Source organism: Ruegeria sp. O11, assembly GCF_056535285.1.
The window spans coordinates 71756-88979 of record NZ_JBQERS010000015.1 but is presented as its reverse complement, the minus strand read 5'-3'; the positions used below and the strand labels follow the sequence as shown (position 1 = coordinate 88979).

16 protein-coding genes and 1 pseudogene are annotated in these 17224 nt (G+C 53.6%); 13 read left to right on the top strand and 4 right to left on the bottom strand.

Going from position 1 to position 17224, the window contains the following annotated elements:
* Positions 1-91 precede the first annotated feature (91 nt).
* From ACRZ91_RS19485 to ACRZ91_RS19470, 4 genes are read left to right on the top strand one after another with little or no spacing between them, the layout of a single operon-like run.
* The gene (locus ACRZ91_RS19485; protein ID WP_480907959.1) at positions 92-1342 is read left to right on the top strand and encodes a sarcosine oxidase subunit beta family protein; all 1251 of its coding nucleotides are present in this window, start codon (positions 92-94) and stop codon (positions 1340-1342) included.
* Positions 1343-1353: 11 nt separating this feature from the next.
* Positions 1354-1641 carry a sarcosine oxidase subunit delta gene (locus ACRZ91_RS19480; RefSeq protein WP_260026591.1) on the top strand — a complete coding sequence of 96 codons (288 nt, stop codon included), beginning with the start codon at positions 1354-1356 and terminating at the stop codon, positions 1639-1641.
* Complete coding sequence (locus ACRZ91_RS19475; protein WP_480907957.1) at positions 1638-4583, top strand: sarcosine oxidase subunit alpha family protein; 2946 nt, start codon at positions 1638-1640, stop codon at positions 4581-4583. Before ACRZ91_RS19480 ends, ACRZ91_RS19475 begins: the two co-directional genes overlap by 4 nt.
* On the top strand, positions 4576-5136 hold the full coding sequence (locus tag ACRZ91_RS19470) for a sarcosine oxidase subunit gamma (protein WP_480907955.1): 561 nt from the start codon (positions 4576-4578) through the stop codon (positions 5134-5136). The genes ACRZ91_RS19475 and ACRZ91_RS19470 overlap by 8 nt, the downstream gene beginning before the upstream one ends.
* Before the next feature lie 8 nt (positions 5137-5144).
* Here ACRZ91_RS19470 and ACRZ91_RS19465 read toward each other — a convergent pair whose 3' ends face one another.
* Entirely contained in the window at positions 5145-6149 is a 1005-nt protein-coding gene (locus tag ACRZ91_RS19465) for a GlxA family transcriptional regulator (protein ID WP_480907953.1), read from the bottom strand.
* Between the two features lie 138 nt (positions 6150-6287).
* Between ACRZ91_RS19465 and ACRZ91_RS19460 the strand changes: the two are divergent.
* A pseudogene (locus ACRZ91_RS19460) lies at positions 6288-6916 on the top strand (helix-turn-helix domain-containing protein).
* A 170-nt stretch (positions 6917-7086) separates the two neighbouring features.
* On the opposite strand, the gene ACRZ91_RS19455 reads toward ACRZ91_RS19460, so the two are convergent.
* The 3 genes from ACRZ91_RS19455 to ACRZ91_RS19445 are packed head-to-tail and all read right to left on the bottom strand — an operon-like array spanning position 7087 to position 9767.
* Positions 7087-7920: an amidohydrolase family protein gene (locus ACRZ91_RS19455; protein WP_480907951.1), complete on the bottom strand. Its 834-nt coding sequence runs from the start codon at positions 7918-7920 to the stop codon at positions 7087-7089.
* Positions 7921-7923: 3 nt separating this feature from the next.
* The gene (locus ACRZ91_RS19450) at positions 7924-8949 is read right to left on the bottom strand and encodes an aldo/keto reductase (protein ID WP_480907949.1); all 1026 of its coding nucleotides are present in this window, start codon (positions 8947-8949) and stop codon (positions 7924-7926) included.
* The gene (locus ACRZ91_RS19445) at positions 8946-9767 is read right to left on the bottom strand and encodes an IclR family transcriptional regulator (protein ID WP_480907948.1); all 822 of its coding nucleotides are present in this window, start codon (positions 9765-9767) and stop codon (positions 8946-8948) included. Before ACRZ91_RS19445 ends, ACRZ91_RS19450 begins: the two co-directional genes overlap by 4 nt.
* Before the next feature lie 128 nt (positions 9768-9895).
* Between ACRZ91_RS19445 and ACRZ91_RS19440 the strand changes: the two genes are divergently transcribed.
* The 8 genes from ACRZ91_RS19440 (at position 9896) to ACRZ91_RS19405 (ending at position 17221) form a co-directional block, all read left to right on the top strand.
* A complete protein-coding gene (locus ACRZ91_RS19440) occupies positions 9896-11215 on the top strand; it encodes an extracellular solute-binding protein (RefSeq protein ID WP_480907946.1) in 1320 nt (439 codons plus the stop codon).
* Between the two features lie 69 nt (positions 11216-11284).
* The gene (locus ACRZ91_RS19435) at positions 11285-12175 is read left to right on the top strand and encodes a carbohydrate ABC transporter permease (protein ID WP_480907944.1); all 891 of its coding nucleotides are present in this window, start codon (positions 11285-11287) and stop codon (positions 12173-12175) included.
* A 3-nt stretch (positions 12176-12178) separates the two neighbouring features.
* Positions 12179-13042: a carbohydrate ABC transporter permease gene (locus tag ACRZ91_RS19430; RefSeq protein WP_010441261.1), complete on the top strand. Its 864-nt coding sequence runs from the start codon at positions 12179-12181 to the stop codon at positions 13040-13042.
* Between the two features lie 4 nt (positions 13043-13046).
* The gene (locus tag ACRZ91_RS19425) at positions 13047-14144 is read left to right on the top strand and encodes an ABC transporter ATP-binding protein (RefSeq protein WP_480907941.1); all 1098 of its coding nucleotides are present in this window, start codon (positions 13047-13049) and stop codon (positions 14142-14144) included.
* 1 nt (position 14145) lies between these two features.
* The gene (locus tag ACRZ91_RS19420; RefSeq protein ID WP_480907940.1) at positions 14146-15258 is read left to right on the top strand and encodes a mandelate racemase/muconate lactonizing enzyme family protein; all 1113 of its coding nucleotides are present in this window, start codon (positions 14146-14148) and stop codon (positions 15256-15258) included.
* 23 nt (positions 15259-15281) lie between these two features.
* Positions 15282-15602, top strand: a complete 321-nt coding sequence (locus ACRZ91_RS19415; RefSeq protein WP_480907982.1) for an L-rhamnose mutarotase — start codon at positions 15282-15284, stop codon at positions 15600-15602.
* Positions 15603-16361 (top strand): SDR family oxidoreductase, encoded by a 759-nt coding sequence (locus ACRZ91_RS19410; RefSeq protein ID WP_480907938.1) that lies wholly within the window; start codon positions 15603-15605, stop codon positions 16359-16361.
* 17 nt (positions 16362-16378) lie between these two features.
* Positions 16379-17221 carry a fumarylacetoacetate hydrolase family protein gene (locus tag ACRZ91_RS19405; RefSeq protein ID WP_480907936.1) on the top strand — a complete coding sequence of 281 codons (843 nt, stop codon included), beginning with the start codon at positions 16379-16381 and terminating at the stop codon, positions 17219-17221.
* The last annotated feature ends 3 nt before the right edge of the window (positions 17222-17224 follow it).

Here is a 17224-nt window from a genome sequence, read left to right as displayed (position 1 = left end):
CCATTCAGGTCTGATTCAGGGCTATAGATGTCGGATTTGAGAGTATCCAATTCACCAAAATAAAGCGATTCTTTGGAAAAAGGTCTGATTCATGCGATATTCTGGTTTCACCGTCATCAAAGAAGCGCTTAGCGGTCACAAAGGATGGAAACCGGCGTGGCGTGATCCCGAACCCAAACAGAAATATGACATTGTCATCATCGGCGGCGGCGGTCACGGTCTGGCGACGGCCCATTACCTTTCCAAAATGTACGGCTTTCGCAATGTTGCTGTGATCGAGAAAGGCTGGATTGGCGGCGGCAATGTCGGGCGCAATACGACCATCATACGTTCAAATTATCTGCTGGATGGTAATGAACCTTTCTACGAATTCTCATTGAAACTGTGGGAAGGTCTTGAACAGGATCTGAATTATAATGCAATGGTCAGTCAGCGCGGGATTATCAACCTGATCCACTCGGACGCACAGCGCGACGCCTTCACGCGACGCGGCAATGCCATGATCCTAAACGGCGCGGATGCCGAACTGCTGGATGCCGAACAGGTACGCAAGGAGTATCCGTTCCTCAATTTTGACAACGCGCGTTTCCCGATCAAAGGCGGTCTGGCTCAGCGACGCGGCGGCACCGTTCGTCACGATGCCGTAGCATGGGGCTATGCGCGCTCGGCGGATAGTCACGGCGTCGATATCATTCAGAATTGTGAAGTCACCGGATTCCGCATCGAAAACGGCACATGCGTGGGCGTTGAAACTTCGAGAGGATTCATTGGGGCCGGTAAGGTTGGCTGTGCCGTTGCTGGGAATTCGGGGCGTCTGATGGGAATGGCGGGTATGCGACTGCCGATTGAAAGCCACGTTCTGCAAGCGTTTGTCTCCGAGGGTTTGAAGCCGCTTCTGCCGGGCGTCATCACTTTTGGTGCGGGACATTTCTATGTCAGCCAATCCGATAAAGGCGGCTTGGTATTTGGAGGCGATATCGACGGCTACAACTCCTACGCTCAGCGCGGAAACCTGCCAGTAGTTGAAGATGTCTGCGAAGGCGGCATGGCGCTGATGCCAATGATCGGCCGCGCGCGACTGCTGCGCATGTGGGGCGGGATCATGGATATGTCCATGGACGGGTCGCCCATTATCGACCGCACACATATCGACGGGCTCTATTTCAATGGCGGCTGGTGCTATGGCGGCTTCAAGGCCACTCCTGCATCGGGCCATTGTTTCGCGCATCTGCTGGCAAAGGACGAGCCACACCCAACAGCGACCGCCTATCGCTTTGACCGCTTTCGCACCGGTCGGATGATTGACGAAAAAGGTATGGGCAATCAGCCCAATCTGCACTGAGGAAGCCAAAAATGATCATCCAACATCCATTGCTGGGTCCCCGTGACAGTTCAGAGTTCGTGTATCTGGGCGACGCGTCCTTGATAGACCGTCCCGACTGGCAAGCTCAAAACGCAGTCGAGACATTCTATGATTACGCCTATCTGCGCGACAATCCAGCGGGCGAACACCGTGAGCTGTGGTTTCACGAAGGGGGGGATCGATCCTGGCTCGTCGTGACACGCAATACGGTTACGCATGAGATTTCGAAAGTGGAATTGGCCCGTGATGTAGCCCGGATGCAAGGACGTTCCAAATGACCCAAGTCAACCGGCTGAACGGCGGCCAAATCGACCGCACCAGAACTCTGAATTTCAAATTTGACAACCGCAACTTCACGGCGCATCCGGGAGACACTCTGGCATCCGCCCTTCTGGCCAACGGCGTGCGCCTAATTGGGCGATCATTCAAATACCACCGCCCCCGTGGTATTTTGAGCGCCGGGTCTGAAGAGCCCAACGCCTTGGTTGAACTGCGTACGGAAAATCGCAAAGAACCCAACACACGGGCCACGACGATCGAGATGTTTGACGGGCTCGAAGCGCATTCTCAGAACCGATGGCCCAGCCTCAGGTTTGACGCGATGGCGATCAATGATCGGTTTTCAAATTTTTTGACCGCAGGCTTCTACTATAAAACCTTCATGTGGCCCGCCGCATACTGGGAGAAGCTCTATGAACCTGTTATCCGCCGGGCTGCAGGGTTGGGCACCATGTCGATGCAGGAAGACCCTGATGAATATGACAAGGGATTTAGGCACTGCGACCTTCTAATTATCGGCGCGGGTCCAGCAGGATTGATGGCAGCGCTAACCGCCGGTCGTGCGGGGTCCGAAGTGATACTGGCGGATGAGGATTTTGCCCTCGGTGGTCGTTTGAATAGCGAAACTTACTCGCTGAACGACGACATCGCTGCAAACTGGATTACACAGACGGTGGCTGAGTTGTCCGCGATGCCGAATGTCCGCCTGATGCCGCGCACAACCGTTATCGGTGCTTTTGATCATGGAATTTACGGGGCAGTCGAACGGAAAGGCGATCATCTGTCCGCTCCATCCGAGGGCAAACCCCGTCAAATCCTATGGCGTATCTATTCTAGGCGCGCCCTCTTGTGCGCGGGCGCAACCGAGCGCCCGATTGCCTTTGAAAACAATGATCGGCCTGGCATCATGCTGGCCGGAGCGCTGCGCAGTTATGCTAACCGTTTCGCCGCCACCCCCGCGCAACGCGTGGCTATTTTTACCAACAATGACGATGGCCACCGCACCGCAGCCGATCTGCATGCCAAAGGGGTGAAAATCGCGGCCGTTGTTGACGTTCGGCTCGAGGCCCCACTGAACGGTGACTATGAGGTGCTGCGCGGCGCCGAGGTGATCGATACCAAAGGGCGTCTTGGCTTAACTTTCGCCGAGGTCAAATTGGCCGACGGCTCAAACCGGATATTGGATGTTGGTGCGCTTGGTATCTCAGGCGGATGGAACCCGAATGTGCACCTGACCTGCCACCAACGCGGTCGCCCGGTCTGGAATGAGACCCTGTCTGCCTTCGTCCCCGGCGATACGTTGCCTCCGGGCCTGACAGTCGCCGGAGCCGCAAATGGCATCATGTCCACCCATGGTGCCATGAAATCCGGTGCCGAAGCCGCCACCCACGCACTTGACTTGAAAAGCGATGCCATCGCGATACCAACGGCCGAAGATGCTCCGGTCGCTCAGACGCCATTCTGGTATGTCCAAGGCTGTTCGCGGGCATGGCTGGATCAACAGAACGACGTAACTGTCAAAGACGTAAAGCTCAGCCATCAGGAAGGCTTCCAGTCGGTCGAGCATCTCAAACGTTACACCACGCTGGGCATGGCAACCGATCAGGGTAAGACTTCGAACATGGGCGGCTTGGCAATTATGGCCGAGATCGCCGGGAAATCCATTCCGCAAGTCGGCACCACTATCTACCGCCCGCCCTATACGCCAGTGCCAATAGCAACCTTTGCGGGCCGTATGAGGGGGAAGGAATTTCACCCCACCCGTCTGACACCATCACACCACTGGGCCAAAGAGCGCGGTGCCGTGTTTGTGGAAGTCGGCAACTGGTTGCGCGCTCAATGGTTCCCGTTACCGGGAGAAACGCATTGGCGGCAATCCGTTGACCGCGAAGTGCGCCAGACTCGTGCCTCGGTCGGAGTGTGCGATTGCACCACGCTGGGCAAGATTGATGTACAGGGCACTGATGCTGCGGATTTCCTGAACCGGATCTATTGCAATGGTTTTGCCAAGCTAGCCGTCGGCAAAACCCGCTATGGGCTTATGCTGCGTGAAGATGGCATTGCAATGGATGATGGCACCGCAGCACGGCTGGCCGAAGATCATTTTGTGGTTACAACAACAACGGCCAATGCGGTAAAAGTCTACCAGCACATGGAGTTTGTCCGGCAATGCCTATTCCCGGACATGGACGTGCAATTGATCTCGACCACCGAAGCCTGGGCACAATACGCCGTTGCTGGCCCGAATTCACGTAAGTTACTGCAGAAAATAGTGGATCCGGAATTCGATATCTCGAATGACGGTTTCCCCTTTATGGCCTGCGGCAACATTACCGTTTGCGGTGGGTTACGAGCTCGTCTGTTCCGGATATCATTCTCGGGTGAATTGGCATTCGAGATCGCGGTCCCCTCCCGCTATGGCGATGCCCTCATGCGACGATTGATGGTCGAAGGCGAAGAATTCAACGTGGTGCCCTATGGCACTGAAGCACTGGGCGTTATGCGGATCGAAAAAGGTCATGCGGCGGGCAACGAACTAAACGGGACCACCACCGCACTGAACCTTGGCATGGGTCGGATGGTATCAAAGAAGAAAGATAGCATTGGCTCAGTTCTGTCAGAGCGTGAAGGGCTGAACGAGGCTGATGCGTTGAACATGGTCGGCGTCAAACCCGTGAACAGCGCGGATAAGATCACCGCTGGCGCGCATCTCATGGATGCATCTGGTCCGGTCGATGCCGCGCATGATCAGGGCTATGTCACCTCAGCCGCCTTCTCGCCTTCTCTGAACTGCTATATCGGTCTGGGCTTTCTGAAGAACGGAAGTGAACGTCATGGTGAAAAGATGCGCCTTGTGTCGCCGCTAACCGATCTGACCGTCGAGGTCGAGATTGTTTCGTCCCATTTTGTCGACCCTGAGGGAGAACGGCTCCGTGCATGATCTTATCGCGTTAACCGCACTTGGTGGAGCGGACCCGGAAACCTGCACTATTGGCAGCGTAACCTGCAGTGAAGTCCCCGATGTTGCGCTGGCTTCGGTCGCGGCGCGCCTGGGGCGTGAAGGCGAAACTCATTCGGCGTTGGCCGCTTTGATCGGGCAGAAGGCACCTGGCGTCGGTCAGTTTTCAGGACAAACCCTCATAGCCTTTTGGGCAGGGCCCGAACAATGGATTGTCGAGGCTCCCTTTGAAAGTCATGAGGGTCTTGCGGAATTGGTGAAAGATGGCACCAAAGATGCTGCTTCGGTGTCCGAACAGACGGATGCCTGGGCCCGGTTTGATCTAAAAGGTCCCGATGTTCAGTCGGTGCTGGAATTGTTGTGCAATCTGGACTGCAAAAATTTGGCGACAGGCGGCGCAGCACGAACCTCAATTCACCACCTGGCATGCTTCCTCCTGCGCCGGTCAACCGATTTGTTCAGTATATACGCTCCGCGATCTTCAGCCCAATCTCTGCAACATGCGGTTGTCACTGCAATGAAATCCGCACTGTGACACGCAGTTCAGCTTGAGGGCAGCGGAGCATTATCCTCAACTCGAAAGCGGTTAATCCGACGGCGGTCCTCGCTTGGGCTCAAGCCGAAGGCCGCGCGATAATGAGTCACCAACGGTGCGACAGAACTATATCCGACTGCTGCCGCAATTTCAGAGATTGGGTCTTTTGTATACACCACCATCTGCCGCGCCGCCTTCATACGCATCGCGCGAAAATAATGGCTGGGGCTTTGTCCGGTGGCCAGCTTGAATGCGCGTTCGATCTGACGCGGAGTGACACCCGTTTGACGCGCGACCTCGGTGATCGAAATCGGCTGACCGACGCTGCCCGCGAACAACTCGATCGATTTGGTAACAAGTGGCGGCAATCTGTCACCGGAATCCGATTGACGGACATTCGGAACCTGTTGTTTTACACTCGTTCCACGCATCATCGGGTGCTGGAACCAGCAAGCCACTTCATGCGCGACCTCACTACCCAATCGATCTTGGATCAGATGCAGAGCCAGATCAAAGGCTGCGGCTGCCCCTGCCGCGGTATAACGATTGGCACCAGATACAATCACCTCGCGCCGAGCCTCGATATCTGGAAACTCGGCCTCAAAAGCAGCCTCATAGCACCAATGTACGGAAACCGGACACCCAGTCATGACCCCTGAGCGGACCAAAGGGAAAACGCCACCACTGATACCCCCAAGAACTGCTCCATGTCGCGCGAGCGCGCGCAATGCACCATTGCCCTGCTTTGGGTCCCGGAACCCGGCGACGGGACTGCTGAGCATGAAGAGGATATCGATGGATTGACAATCAGATAGAGGCCGGTCGGCCTCGAACCCGACATTGGCGCTGGACCTGACTTTCTGCCCTGCCTCAGAAACCAGATGCCAGCAAAAAGCCTCCTGTCCCGCTATCTCGTTTGCTGCCCGCAGGGGTTCAATCACCGAGGTCAAACACGCCATCGGAAACCCATCAAATAGCAAAATGCCCAACTCGATTGTTTTTTCAGCCAGCATGATATTTTCACTATCAGAATATATTGTTGATATGTTAGCCCGTATGGAAGTTGCGATGCACGGTACATGTTTGCAGAAACAGGCAACTCAAGTATAGCAATAGGCTGAATGTCCAGAACAGAAAATCGCGACACCGAAATGCCTACCAATCTGACGCAAAATCCGCATTCCTTTCGGGCAGGCGAACGAGAGAAGGTGTTAGAAGTTGCGATCGGGCGCGAAGTTCGGGCCTTTCGCAAACAGCAAAACATCACTGTTGCCTACTTGGCCCAATTAACCGGTTTGTCGATCGGCATGTTGTCGAAAATCGAAAACGGCAACACCTCTCCTTCATTGACGACCCTGCAATTGCTGGCAGATGCGTTGTCGGTGCCGCTGACAAGTTTTTCCGACAGTTCGAAGAACGCCGAGAAGCCGTCCACACAAAAGCCGGAGAAGGGGTGGAGCTTGGACGCGAAGGGACACGCGCCAATCACCAATATAACTTACTGGGACACTTGGGTGCGAACGGATCGGGCGTAATCGTGGAGCCGTATTTGATCACGCTCACTGCCAAATCCGACATTTTTCCGACATTTCAACACGGCGGGATCGAAACAATTTACATGCTTGAGGGCGAAGTAGATTATCGCCATGGGGATCAGATCTATCCGCTGAAAGCTGGCGACACACTGTTTTTCGACGCCGACGCTCCACACGGACCAGAAAGATTGGTGAATCTGCCAGCACGTTATATTTCGATCATCAGTTACCCTCAAACAAACTGAACAATGGCATTTTTTAAAAATATCGATGCGTCCTGAGGGCATTTTCGCTATGCCGCAAGAATTGGATCTCCAATCCGACCAGCAAAAATGTTGGTCCGGTTACAACAGCTACGCTGCCTCTGATGATGAAAGAAACTTCGTTATGAACCCGTCAAATTTCAGACGACCTATCAAGTGTCCATCAACCGATATGCCTCCTTGGCATTTCCGCCCATGATCGCGCTTTTTTCCTCGGTATTAAGCTCTGATAGCAAAGAATCTGTTGCCTCGAGCCAACGCGCGTAGGTGCTGGCCAAAGTACAAACTGGCCAATCGCTACCCCATATCAATCGACTTGGGCCAAATGTGTCCAACAAATGAGAAACATAAGGGCGTAAATCATCCACGGACCAATCAGGTTTTGCTTCGGTCACAAGGCCTGACAGCTTGCAATAGGCATCCGTGTCCACAGCCAACGCAGCCATGTCTTCCGCCCAGCCTGATACTATACCATCCCGTATAAAAGGCTTTGAGCAGTGATCAATAACCACCCGCATCTTTGGGTGGCGTGACAGAAGTTCTCGCAAAGGCTTCAGCTGACCAGGTAGTGTCAATGCGTCAAATGTAAGGTCATCCGCTGTTATTGCCTCATAAGCGGGTGTCAGCGCTTCACCAAGCATCCATTCGGGGTCTGGAATATCCTGAATCATTGGTCGGACGCCTACAAATTTCGGGCTCTGCGCCAGATGCCCCAAAGTCACCGCCATTTCCGAGCCTTCGAAATCGACCCAACCGACGACTCCTTTGATAAAGTCTACCTGCTCTGCAAGACCCAACAGGAACTCTGTTTCGGCGACTGTGGGAGCTGCTTGCACCAAAATCGTGCCCCCGATTTCCGCAGACTCCAATAAGGGTTCCAGATCTGGTGGAAGAAAGTCACGATAAATGTCACCTAGATCAGGTGTAAGCCATCCGTAATCTGTGCGCTGTGTCGTCCAGAAATGTTGATGGGCGTCAATTCGCATGAATTATTGACCCCTATATGGATTTGTTTCAGGGATTGGTGCTGCTTCGTGCAATAGACCTCTGGCACGCAAGTCATGCCAAAAGGCACTCGGAATGTCTTCGTCGGCCCACCTCATGGTGTCCTCCAGTTCACTCGTGTCTCGCAGACCTGGGATGACAGAAACGACCGCTGGATGGGCCAAGGGAAACTGTAATGCCGCAGCAGAAAGCGAGACATTATGGTCCCGTGCGCTATCGTGCAATCGCGCGATCTTTGAGGCGACATCCACCGGAATTGCTTCATAATTCCATGTATCGCCACCCACGAGAGCGCCGGAATTGTAAGGCCCACCTACAATGATCGACGTTTCGGCGGCCATACACTCGGGCAGAAGTTTATCCAGTGCCATTTGCTCCAAAAGCGTATAGCGGCCCGCAAGGAGGAATATATCCCAATCTCCTACCGCAAAGGCCTCGCGGCATATCGCGATTTCGTTGACCCCAAGTCCAATGGCCTTGATTGCTCCACTGCTGCGAAGTTCGTCCAGTGCACGGTAGCCTCCATCACATAAATCTTTGAAGTGCTTATTATTTTCTTCGGCCCCGTGCGTGAATTCGCCGATATCATGCACAAATAGAATATCAATCCGATCCAGCCCCAACCTTTGCAAACTGTCTTCAAATGATCGCATGATCGCGTCATAGCCATAGTCAAACCTTGGAGTGAACGGCAGCGGGTCTGGCCAACCCAGCCCGGCAGGGTCGTCATGCATCCCGAATTCAAGAAGACGCCCCACCTTCGTTGACAGGATATAATCCCGCCCACGCAACGCATCCCCTATCGCGCGCTCAGACCGACCAAAACCGTAGAATGGAGCGGTATCATAGTACCGATATCCACATCCCCAGGTATTGGCCAGCATATCCATTGCGGCGTTGTTGTCATTTGCACGCAACAACCCGCCAAGTGGCGCGCCGCCAAATCCTAGCACGGGCAGATTCAAGCGCCCATTCAACAAACTGCGTGTCGGAAACCGCGAATTGCTCATAGACCGTGATCATCCTGTATCGCATTGCCGAGGAAGTAATTTGTCAGTTGTTCTGCTATTTCGGCAAAGACCTGTTCGGTTTCATCTATCGTCGCCGTTCTCAGATTGTCGACACGCTCGAGGTAAGGACAGCTCAACGCCGCTACGATTTCACCTGAAGGGTTAAAAATCGGAAAACTCAGGTTCGTTACTCCGATCGTAGTATCTGAAACACCCCGATAGAATCCCGATTGCCGAATTACTCTCAATTCTTCAAAAAACTTTTCTCTGTCCAATGGCGGCTCACCCACTGCGAGCCGATGCTGTTCCAATAATTCTTCAATCTCATCGTCCGGTCGAAACGCTGCCAGAACCCTGCCCGTGCCAGTGTTCCACAACCCAATAACCGAACCGGTTCGAATGGCCAGTCCCCAGTGCCCCGGCGCCTCGACCGACGAAACGATGACGATATTGCCTCCACTTTCCATACCAATCTGGCAGGATTGCCAGACCCGCTTGGTAACGCGCCGCAGCAGGGGTGTCGCAACCTCTAACAAGCGAGCAATCGGGGAATATCGTTGGGCCGTAGCAAATAGTTTCAGGCTAAGGCTGTATCCATCACCGGATTGAGTCTTTGACACATACCCATGCTGCACAAGTGTGGCGAGCATTCGGAAGATTTCATTCTTTGAACGCCCTAAGGCGCGCGCGATTTCCGTCTGGGTCAAAGGTTCCTGGCTGGTCGAAAGAAGCTCCAAAATCTCCAGACCCTTTTCCAGGGCAGGCGCACGATATTTGGCTTCGGCCTGGGCAGGCGCGGAATTCGATTGTTCTTTCATGCATTCAGTCTTTGCTGATCACTCTCCAAAAAACAAGTGTTGATTTTTATTTGAAACCAAGTTTTATATTTAAGCGCAATTGGAGTTTCTATCAGAGCTCTGGTGTTGCAAAAATGGGAGGAGAAACAGTGAAGTCCGTACTTTTCAACAGCTTGGTTGCTTGTACCGCGCTTGTCGCCGTATCAGAATCGGCTGCGGCGCAAGATTATGGAAGCTTTCCAGGCGTAACGATCGACGCCAAACTCATCGGCGGCCAACAGTACGAGGCGCTATATGGGCGCATCGCGGACTGGGAGGCATTGACCGGAGCGAAGGTCAATATCCTTTCAAAAAAGAGCCACTTTGAAATCGACCGCGAAATCAAATCTGACATGGCAGCCGGCACGACCGATTGGTGCGTCGGCTCAAACCACAGCTCATTTGCCCCACAATATGAGGGGCTCTATACCGATTTGAATGCCTTGGTTTCATCGGATATTGTAGCCGAGTTCGTTCCCGGCAACATCGGTGCCGCAACAGTTGGCGGTGAGTTGCTGATGCTGCCACGCGCCCAGTTCGACGTGTCGGTGCTCTATTATCTCAAATCGAATTACACCGATCCGGAAAAGGCGGCCGAATTCAAAGCTGAATACGGTTATGACCTGGCGGTGCCGGAAACATGGGAGCAGGTCAAAGATCAGGCAATCTTCTTTGCTGACCCGCCTAACTTCTATGGCACCCAGTACGCTGGCAAGGATGAAGGCGTCGTCGGACGTTTCTATGAAATGCTGATCGCCGAGGGCGGTCAATACTTGAACGATGACTATTCACCTGCGTTCAACTCCGAGGAAGGCGTTCGCGCGTTGCAATGGTTTGTTGATCTGTATCAGACCAATGCCGTACCAGCGGGCACCACATCCTATGTCTGGGACGATCTCGGGCAAGGCTTTGCTTCCGGCACGATCGCTCTAAATCTGGATTGGCCAGGCTGGGCAGGATTCTTCAATGACCCTGAATCATCGAAAGCTGCGGGCAATGTAGGCGTTGCGGTGCAACCCATGGGTTCTGCGAAACGCACGGGCTGGGCGGGCCTGCACGGTTTCTCGGTAACGAACGACTGCGCGAACAAGGAGGCGGCGGCTTCATTTGTGATGTATCTTACAAGTGAAGAAAGCCAACTGGCCGAGTCCTCAGGTGGCTCACTTCCAACCCGCACAGCAGTCTGGAACGCAAATCTGGAAACAGCAGCCAACGGTGACGATGCCTTCCGCGCCGAAGCACTTGCGGCCTTTGCTGAAGGGGCCAAGCATTCATTCGCCGTTCCCCCGATCCCGGAATGGGGGGAAACTACGAATATTGTGTTCCCTGAACTGCAAGCAGCTATTGTAGGTGACAAAACTGCTCAGCAAGCGTTGGATGACGCAGCTGCAGAGGTTGACGAACTGATGCAAGATGCAGGCTACTACTGAGCTTCCCTGTAACAATCAGGCGGGGCGTAGTCCCCGCCTGACCTGAATTCAGACAGATTGAGGGTCGAAATGCGCCGCCGCATTCCCGAGTGGTTTGTTCTGCTAATTCCTGCGTTCTTAGTTATCGCGGCAGTTGTGCTCATCCCGCTTATCTTTTCGCTATACTCCAGCTTCACGCCCTACAAATTGACACGGCCATCAACGCTTTGGACGTGGATCGGCGAAAGAAATTATGAACGTATCCTAACAGATTGGAAATTCTGGGCCGCCTTCGGGCGTACCATCCTATTTCTGACCATTGCATTGAACCTCGAGCTCGTCTTTGGTCTTGTAATTGCGCTGATGGTTAACAAGGTAACCTGGGGTCAGAGAACGCTGAGAACGGTTCTGATGTTCCCGATGATGTTCTCGCCCATTCTTGTGGGCTTTCAGTTCAAGTTCATCTTCAACGACAATGTCGGCCTGGTTAACAATGTCCTGCAATCTCTTGGATCCGACGCTGCGTTGCCGTGGTTGGTTGACGGAAAACTGGCAATGTTCTCGATCCTTTTTGCCGAGATCTGGATGAGCACATCCGTCTTTGCAATACTCATCCTCGCTGGGTTGTTCGCAATGCCGCGTGATCCGCTGGAAGCGGCTAAGGTTGACGGTTGTACGCCATGGCAGAGCTTCCGACACATTACCCTGCCGTTCCTGATGCCATTTATCTATATCGCGATGACAATCCGATCTTTGGATGTGGCGCGGGCCTATGACATCGTGCAGATCATGACCGGAGGTGGCCCCGCGCGCCGGACTGAGCTTCTTTGGACATTAATGAGCCGCACGGGCTATGTGGATGCGAAGATGGGTCTGGCCAATGCTATGGGCTATGTCTCGATCCTGCTTTCGATCGCCTTCACGATCTATTTCTTCCGCAAACTCAGCGCGGCGCGTGCTGAACTGGGAATGGGGGCGTAATCGATGGATCGCAACCAAGCTCATCGAAACCGCCGCCGCATGCTAAAGGGCCTGCATTTCGTCGGCCTCTTTCTCGTGATGTCCATAATCTGCATTCCCGGGCTCTGGATCATCCTGAACAGCTTCCGGCCCACGGTCGAAATCATGGCGAAACCACCGGTGTGGAACCCGAGCTTCACGCTTGACCACTATCGAGCAATGTTCGGAGGCGCAGGTCAGGGCGGGGTCCCTGTCTTCTCGTATCTTTGGAACTCGATCGTGATCTCGGTTACTTCGACGGGAATTGCAGTTCTTATAGGAATGTCTGGCGGTTATGCATTTGCGCGTTACAAATTCTCCGGAAAGTCAGGTTATTTCGTTGGCCTCATGCTGTTTCGAGCAGTTCCCGGAGTGGCCCTTTCCCTGCCCTTGTTCATCGTATTTGCCAAGGTTGGAATCATCGACACCCATTTCGGGCTGATCCTCGTATATGTCGCAATGAACGTGCCTTTTACCATTTGGTTGACCGACGGGTTCTTCCGGCAAATCCCCAAAGAGCTGCACGAGGCGGCCGAGATCGATGGGTGCACCCGTTGGCAGGCCTTCTGGAAAGTCGAGTTTCCGGTGGCCCGCTCGGGTGTTGCCTCGGCTGCGATCTTTGCCTTCCTGACCTCGTGGAACGAGTTTGCGCTAGCGTCGCAACTGACTCGGTCAGTGGGCTCAAAGACCATGCCGGTCGGCTTGCTGGATTTCACTGCCGAATTCACCATCAACTGGGGCGGCATGTGTGCCTTAGCGGTTCTTATGATCCTACCCGCGCTGATCCTTACCTTTATCGTCCAGAAACACCTGATAGCCGGCCTGACCTTCGGCGGCGTCAAAGGATAATAGAATGACAGAAGTTACCCTTTCCAATGTGATCAAACGCTATGGGGAACATCAGGCGGTTCACGGCATTGATCTTGAAATTCGTGACGGTGAATTTGTGGTGTTGGTCGGGCCGTCGGGTTGTGGCAAATCCACGACGCTGCGGATGATCGCCGGGCTTGAAGATATTTCAGGTGGCGAGGTCACGATCGGCGGGCGGGTCGTGAACGATCTGCCCCCACGCGAGCGTAACATCTCGATGGTGTTTCAGAATTATGCCCTTTATCCACATATGAGCGTCCGCGAGAACCTAGGTTTTTCGCTGCATATCGCAAAACGCCCTGAAAGCGAGATTACATCAGCGGTTAACGAAGCGGCTGCAATTCTTGGCCTAGAAGAGTTGATGGACCGCAAACCAGCCGCTCTGTCCGGTGGTCAACGCCAGCGTGTCGCCATGGGTCGTGCCATCGTTCGGCATCCGGACGTATTTTTGTTTGACGAGCCTCTCTCCAACCTCGATGCAAAGCTGCGCACGCAAATGCGCGTGGAAATCAAAAAACTGCATCAGAAAGTCGGGAATACGATCATCTACGTGACCCATGATCAGGTCGAAGCCATGACGCTTGCTGATCGGATCGTTCTGATGCGTGATGGCCATATCGTACAGGTTGGCACGCCGTTAGAGTTGTTTAACGCGCCCGTGAACACCTTTGTTGCGACATTCATCGGGTCACCACCGATGAATTTGCTGGATGGGGTGGTAACAGAAAACAGAACTGTTCGGCTTATCGATGGTCAGGAACTCCCGATACCTTCGTCGCCGCGGGAAAGTGTGCAGCCGGGCCAGAAGGTCAAATATGGTTTCAGGGCAGATAATCTGAGCCCTGTGGGTCACGGCGTATCTGACGAGGGCGAGACTGCGGACATCGCCCTCAGGATCGATCTTTCAGAACCTCTTGGAACGGAGACTTTGTTATTTGCGACGCTCGCGAGCACTGAAATCCAATGTAAGATGCTGAACCCGCGCCCCGTTACGTCAGGCGAAACAATGACCTGCCGATTGGCGCTTGAAAAAGCACACATCTTCGACGCTCAAACCACCCAAGTGATCCGGAGCAACTGAAATGGCGAAAATTACCCATGTAGAGATCAAGATGATCGATCTGGTGCCAAAGGTTAAACGGGTCGATGCGATCCAGTCCTTTGTAAGTCAGGAAACCCCGATTGTCATTGTGCATGACAGCGACGGCGCGAAAGGGGTCGGTTACACCTACACGATCGGCACCGGTGGACCCTCGGTCGTTGCCCTGCTGGAAAGAACGCTTGCGCCCGCCTTGATAGGAAAAGATTCCGAGCGTTTTGAACAGATCTGGCGTGAGCTTCTATACCTCACTCATGCAACAGCGGTCGGCGCAATTACATCGCTAGCACTGGCTGCGATCGATACGGCACTTTGGGACTTGAACTGCTGCAAGAAGGGCATGCCCTTGTGGAAGGCCGCCGGGGGGGCGAAAGACAAAATGCGCCTCTACACGACAGAAGGTGGTTGGCTACATTATTCAACATCAGAACTTGTTGAAAACGCGCTCGCGGCAAAGGAGGAAGGTTTCAAAGGTTCCAAAATCAAAGTCGGCTCGGAACTAATTGCGCAGGATCGAGCCAGATTGGAGGCAGTGCGTAAGGCCGTGGGCAATGACTTCGAAATTATGACCGACGGGAACCAGAGCTTTAGCCTGTCGGAATCAATCCGCTGTGCACGCATGCTGGAAGAACTGAACATTGCGTGGTTTGAAGAACCCATCAAAGCGGATGATGTCTCGGCACATGTTGAACTTGCCCGACATACCAGCGTTCCTATAGCGGTTGGTGAAAGCATGTACTCGATCAGCCAATTCAAGGACTACATGCAAACGGGCGCAGCTTCGATCATTCAGGTGGATGTCGCCCGGATCGGGGGCATCACCCCGTGGCTGAAAACAGCACACATGGCCGAAGCGTTCAACATCGCCGTTTGCCCCCATTTTCTGATGGAACTTCATCTTCCTTTGGTATGTGCTGTGTCAAACGCCACCTGGCTTGAGCATATCCCCCAATTGGACAGTGTGACCAAATCTGGCATGCAAATGATAGACGGGCACGGCATTCCATCCGAGGCTCCCGGGCTGGGAATCGATTGGGATTGGGATGCCATCAAGGCCATGGAGCTGATCTCGCACAACGTCAAAGACGCAGCGTGAGAGGAGTTCGACACGTGCAACGGATGGGAATGATGATCGGGATCAAACCCGAGATGATAGATGAGTACAAACGCCTACACGCCAACGCCTGGCCTGAGGTTCTGAAACAGATCCAGCACAGCAATATCCGCAATTACACCATATTCCTGCGAGAACCGGAAAATGTTCTTTTTGGATACTGGGAGTATCACGGTACGGACTTTGCTGCAGATATGGCCGAGATGGCCAAGGACCCCAAAACTCAGGAATGGTGGACCCAAACCGATCCCTGTCAGTCACCGCTTGCCTCGCGAAAAGAAGGTGAGCAATGGGCAATGATGGAACAAGTATTTCATACGGATTGAATGATGAAAAAGTACAGACCTACGAACCGTTTGGAAGGAAAGCGCATCCTGATTACCGCGGCTGGCCAGGGTATCGGCCGCGCATCAGCCGAGCTGTTTGCTTCCGAAGGCGCAAACGTTATCGCGAGCGATATCAATGACGCGACGCTGGCCGAATTGAGTGAAATAGAAGGAATTGATCCACTCAAACTCGATGTCACCGATGGCGCGGCAGTTACGGCTGCTGTAGCTGATATGCCCGCTCTTGACGTGCTGTTTAACTGCGCCGGTTACGTTGCGAGTGGATCGGTTCTTGATTGTTCCGAACAGGATTGGGATTTCAGCTTCGACCTGAATGTCAAAGCCATGTATCGTTTGATCCAACTGGTCCTGCCCAACATGATCGAAAATGGTGGCGGATCGATAATCAATATGTCTTCGGTTGCGTCTTCGTTGAAAGGCGTACCGAACCGCTTTGCCTATTGTGCATCGAAAGCTGCCGTGATCGGCATCACCAAATCAGTCGCTGCCGATTTTGTTACAAAAGGGATCCGCTGTAACGCCATTTGCCCTGGCACGGTTGACAGCCCCAGCCTGCACGATCGGTTGCGAGCGACTGGGGACTACGAACAAGCAATGACAGATTTCATAGCACGACAACCGATGGGCCGGATCGGCTCAGCCGACGAGATCGCCGATCTCGCACTGTATCTTGCTAGCGACACCAGCAAATACACATCCGGTCAGCCATTTGCCATAGATGGCGGCTGGACCATCTGATCGAAGAGGATAACGATATGAAACTATTACGTTTTGGCCCCGCCGGCGCCGAGAAACCTGGCTTGCTGGACGACAACGGTGCCATTCGTGACCTGTCCCATTGGATCAGCGACATTTCTGGCGATGCGTTAAATGATGAAGGCTTGAACAAAATTCGCGCCCTTGATCATGAGACACTTCCGCTGGTGGACGGTGATCCAAGACTGGGCCCTTGCGTTGGAAATGTCGGGAAATTCATCTGCATTGGCCTGAACTACGCAGATCACGCCGCCGAAAGTGGCATGTCTTTGCCCGACGAACCCGTGGTTTTCTTCAAAGCGACCTCAGCTATTGTCGGACCCGATGACATAATCGAAATCCCGCGCGGTTCGATCAAAACCGATTGGGAGGTCGAATTGGGCGTCGTTATCGGGAAACAAGCCAAATATGTTTCTGAAGAAGAAGCACTGGAATACGTAGCAGGATACTGCGTCGTAAATGACCTGTCGGAACGCGACTTTCAATTGCATCGGTCAGGTCAATGGGTCAAAGGCAAATCGGCAGATACTTTTGGCCCGATCGGACCTTGGCTGGTAACCAAAGACGAAATCGCCAACCCGCAAGATTTGCCGATGTATCTCGAAGTCAACGGCCATCGTTTTCAAGACGGCTCCACTAATACAATGCATTTTGGGGTTGCGACCATTGTTTCGCATCTTTCGCAGTTCATGTCGTTGCAACCCGGTGATTTGATTTCAACCGGTACACCTCCGGGCGTGGGCATGGGGCAAATACCCGAAACGTATCTCAAGCCGGGTGACAGTATTGAACTGGGAATTCAGGGCCTTGGCGTCCAGCGACAACAGGTCATTTCTGGGTAGCCG

Coding starts and splice junctions, on each gene's coding strand:
- ACRZ91_RS19465 (WP_480907953.1), bottom strand. CDS start 6,149: ATGCTGGCTGAAAAAACAATCGAGTTGGGCATTTTGCTATTTGATGGG.
- ACRZ91_RS19425 (WP_480907941.1), top strand. CDS start 13,047: ATGACAGAAGTTACCCTTTCCAATGTGATCAAACGCTATGGGGAACAT.
- ACRZ91_RS19450 (WP_480907949.1), bottom strand. CDS start 8,949: ATGAGCAATTCGCGGTTTCCGACACGCAGTTTGTTGAATGGGCGCTTG.
- ACRZ91_RS19430 (WP_010441261.1), top strand. CDS start 12,179: ATGGATCGCAACCAAGCTCATCGAAACCGCCGCCGCATGCTAAAGGGC.
- ACRZ91_RS19420 (WP_480907940.1), top strand. CDS start 14,146: ATGGCGAAAATTACCCATGTAGAGATCAAGATGATCGATCTGGTGCCA.
- ACRZ91_RS19485 (WP_480907959.1), top strand. CDS start 92: ATGCGATATTCTGGTTTCACCGTCATCAAAGAAGCGCTTAGCGGTCAC.
- ACRZ91_RS19415 (WP_480907982.1), top strand. CDS start 15,282: ATGGGAATGATGATCGGGATCAAACCCGAGATGATAGATGAGTACAAA.
- ACRZ91_RS19445 (WP_480907948.1), bottom strand. CDS start 9,767: ATGAAAGAACAATCGAATTCCGCGCCTGCCCAGGCCGAAGCCAAATAT.
- ACRZ91_RS19410 (WP_480907938.1), top strand. CDS start 15,603: ATGATGAAAAAGTACAGACCTACGAACCGTTTGGAAGGAAAGCGCATC.
- ACRZ91_RS19405 (WP_480907936.1), top strand. CDS start 16,379: ATGAAACTATTACGTTTTGGCCCCGCCGGCGCCGAGAAACCTGGCTTG.
- ACRZ91_RS19455 (WP_480907951.1), bottom strand. CDS start 7,920: ATGCGAATTGACGCCCATCAACATTTCTGGACGACACAGCGCACAGAT.
- ACRZ91_RS19480 (WP_260026591.1), top strand. CDS start 1,354: ATGATCATCCAACATCCATTGCTGGGTCCCCGTGACAGTTCAGAGTTC.
- ACRZ91_RS19475 (WP_480907957.1), top strand. CDS start 1,638: ATGACCCAAGTCAACCGGCTGAACGGCGGCCAAATCGACCGCACCAGA.
- ACRZ91_RS19435 (WP_480907944.1), top strand. CDS start 11,285: ATGCGCCGCCGCATTCCCGAGTGGTTTGTTCTGCTAATTCCTGCGTTC.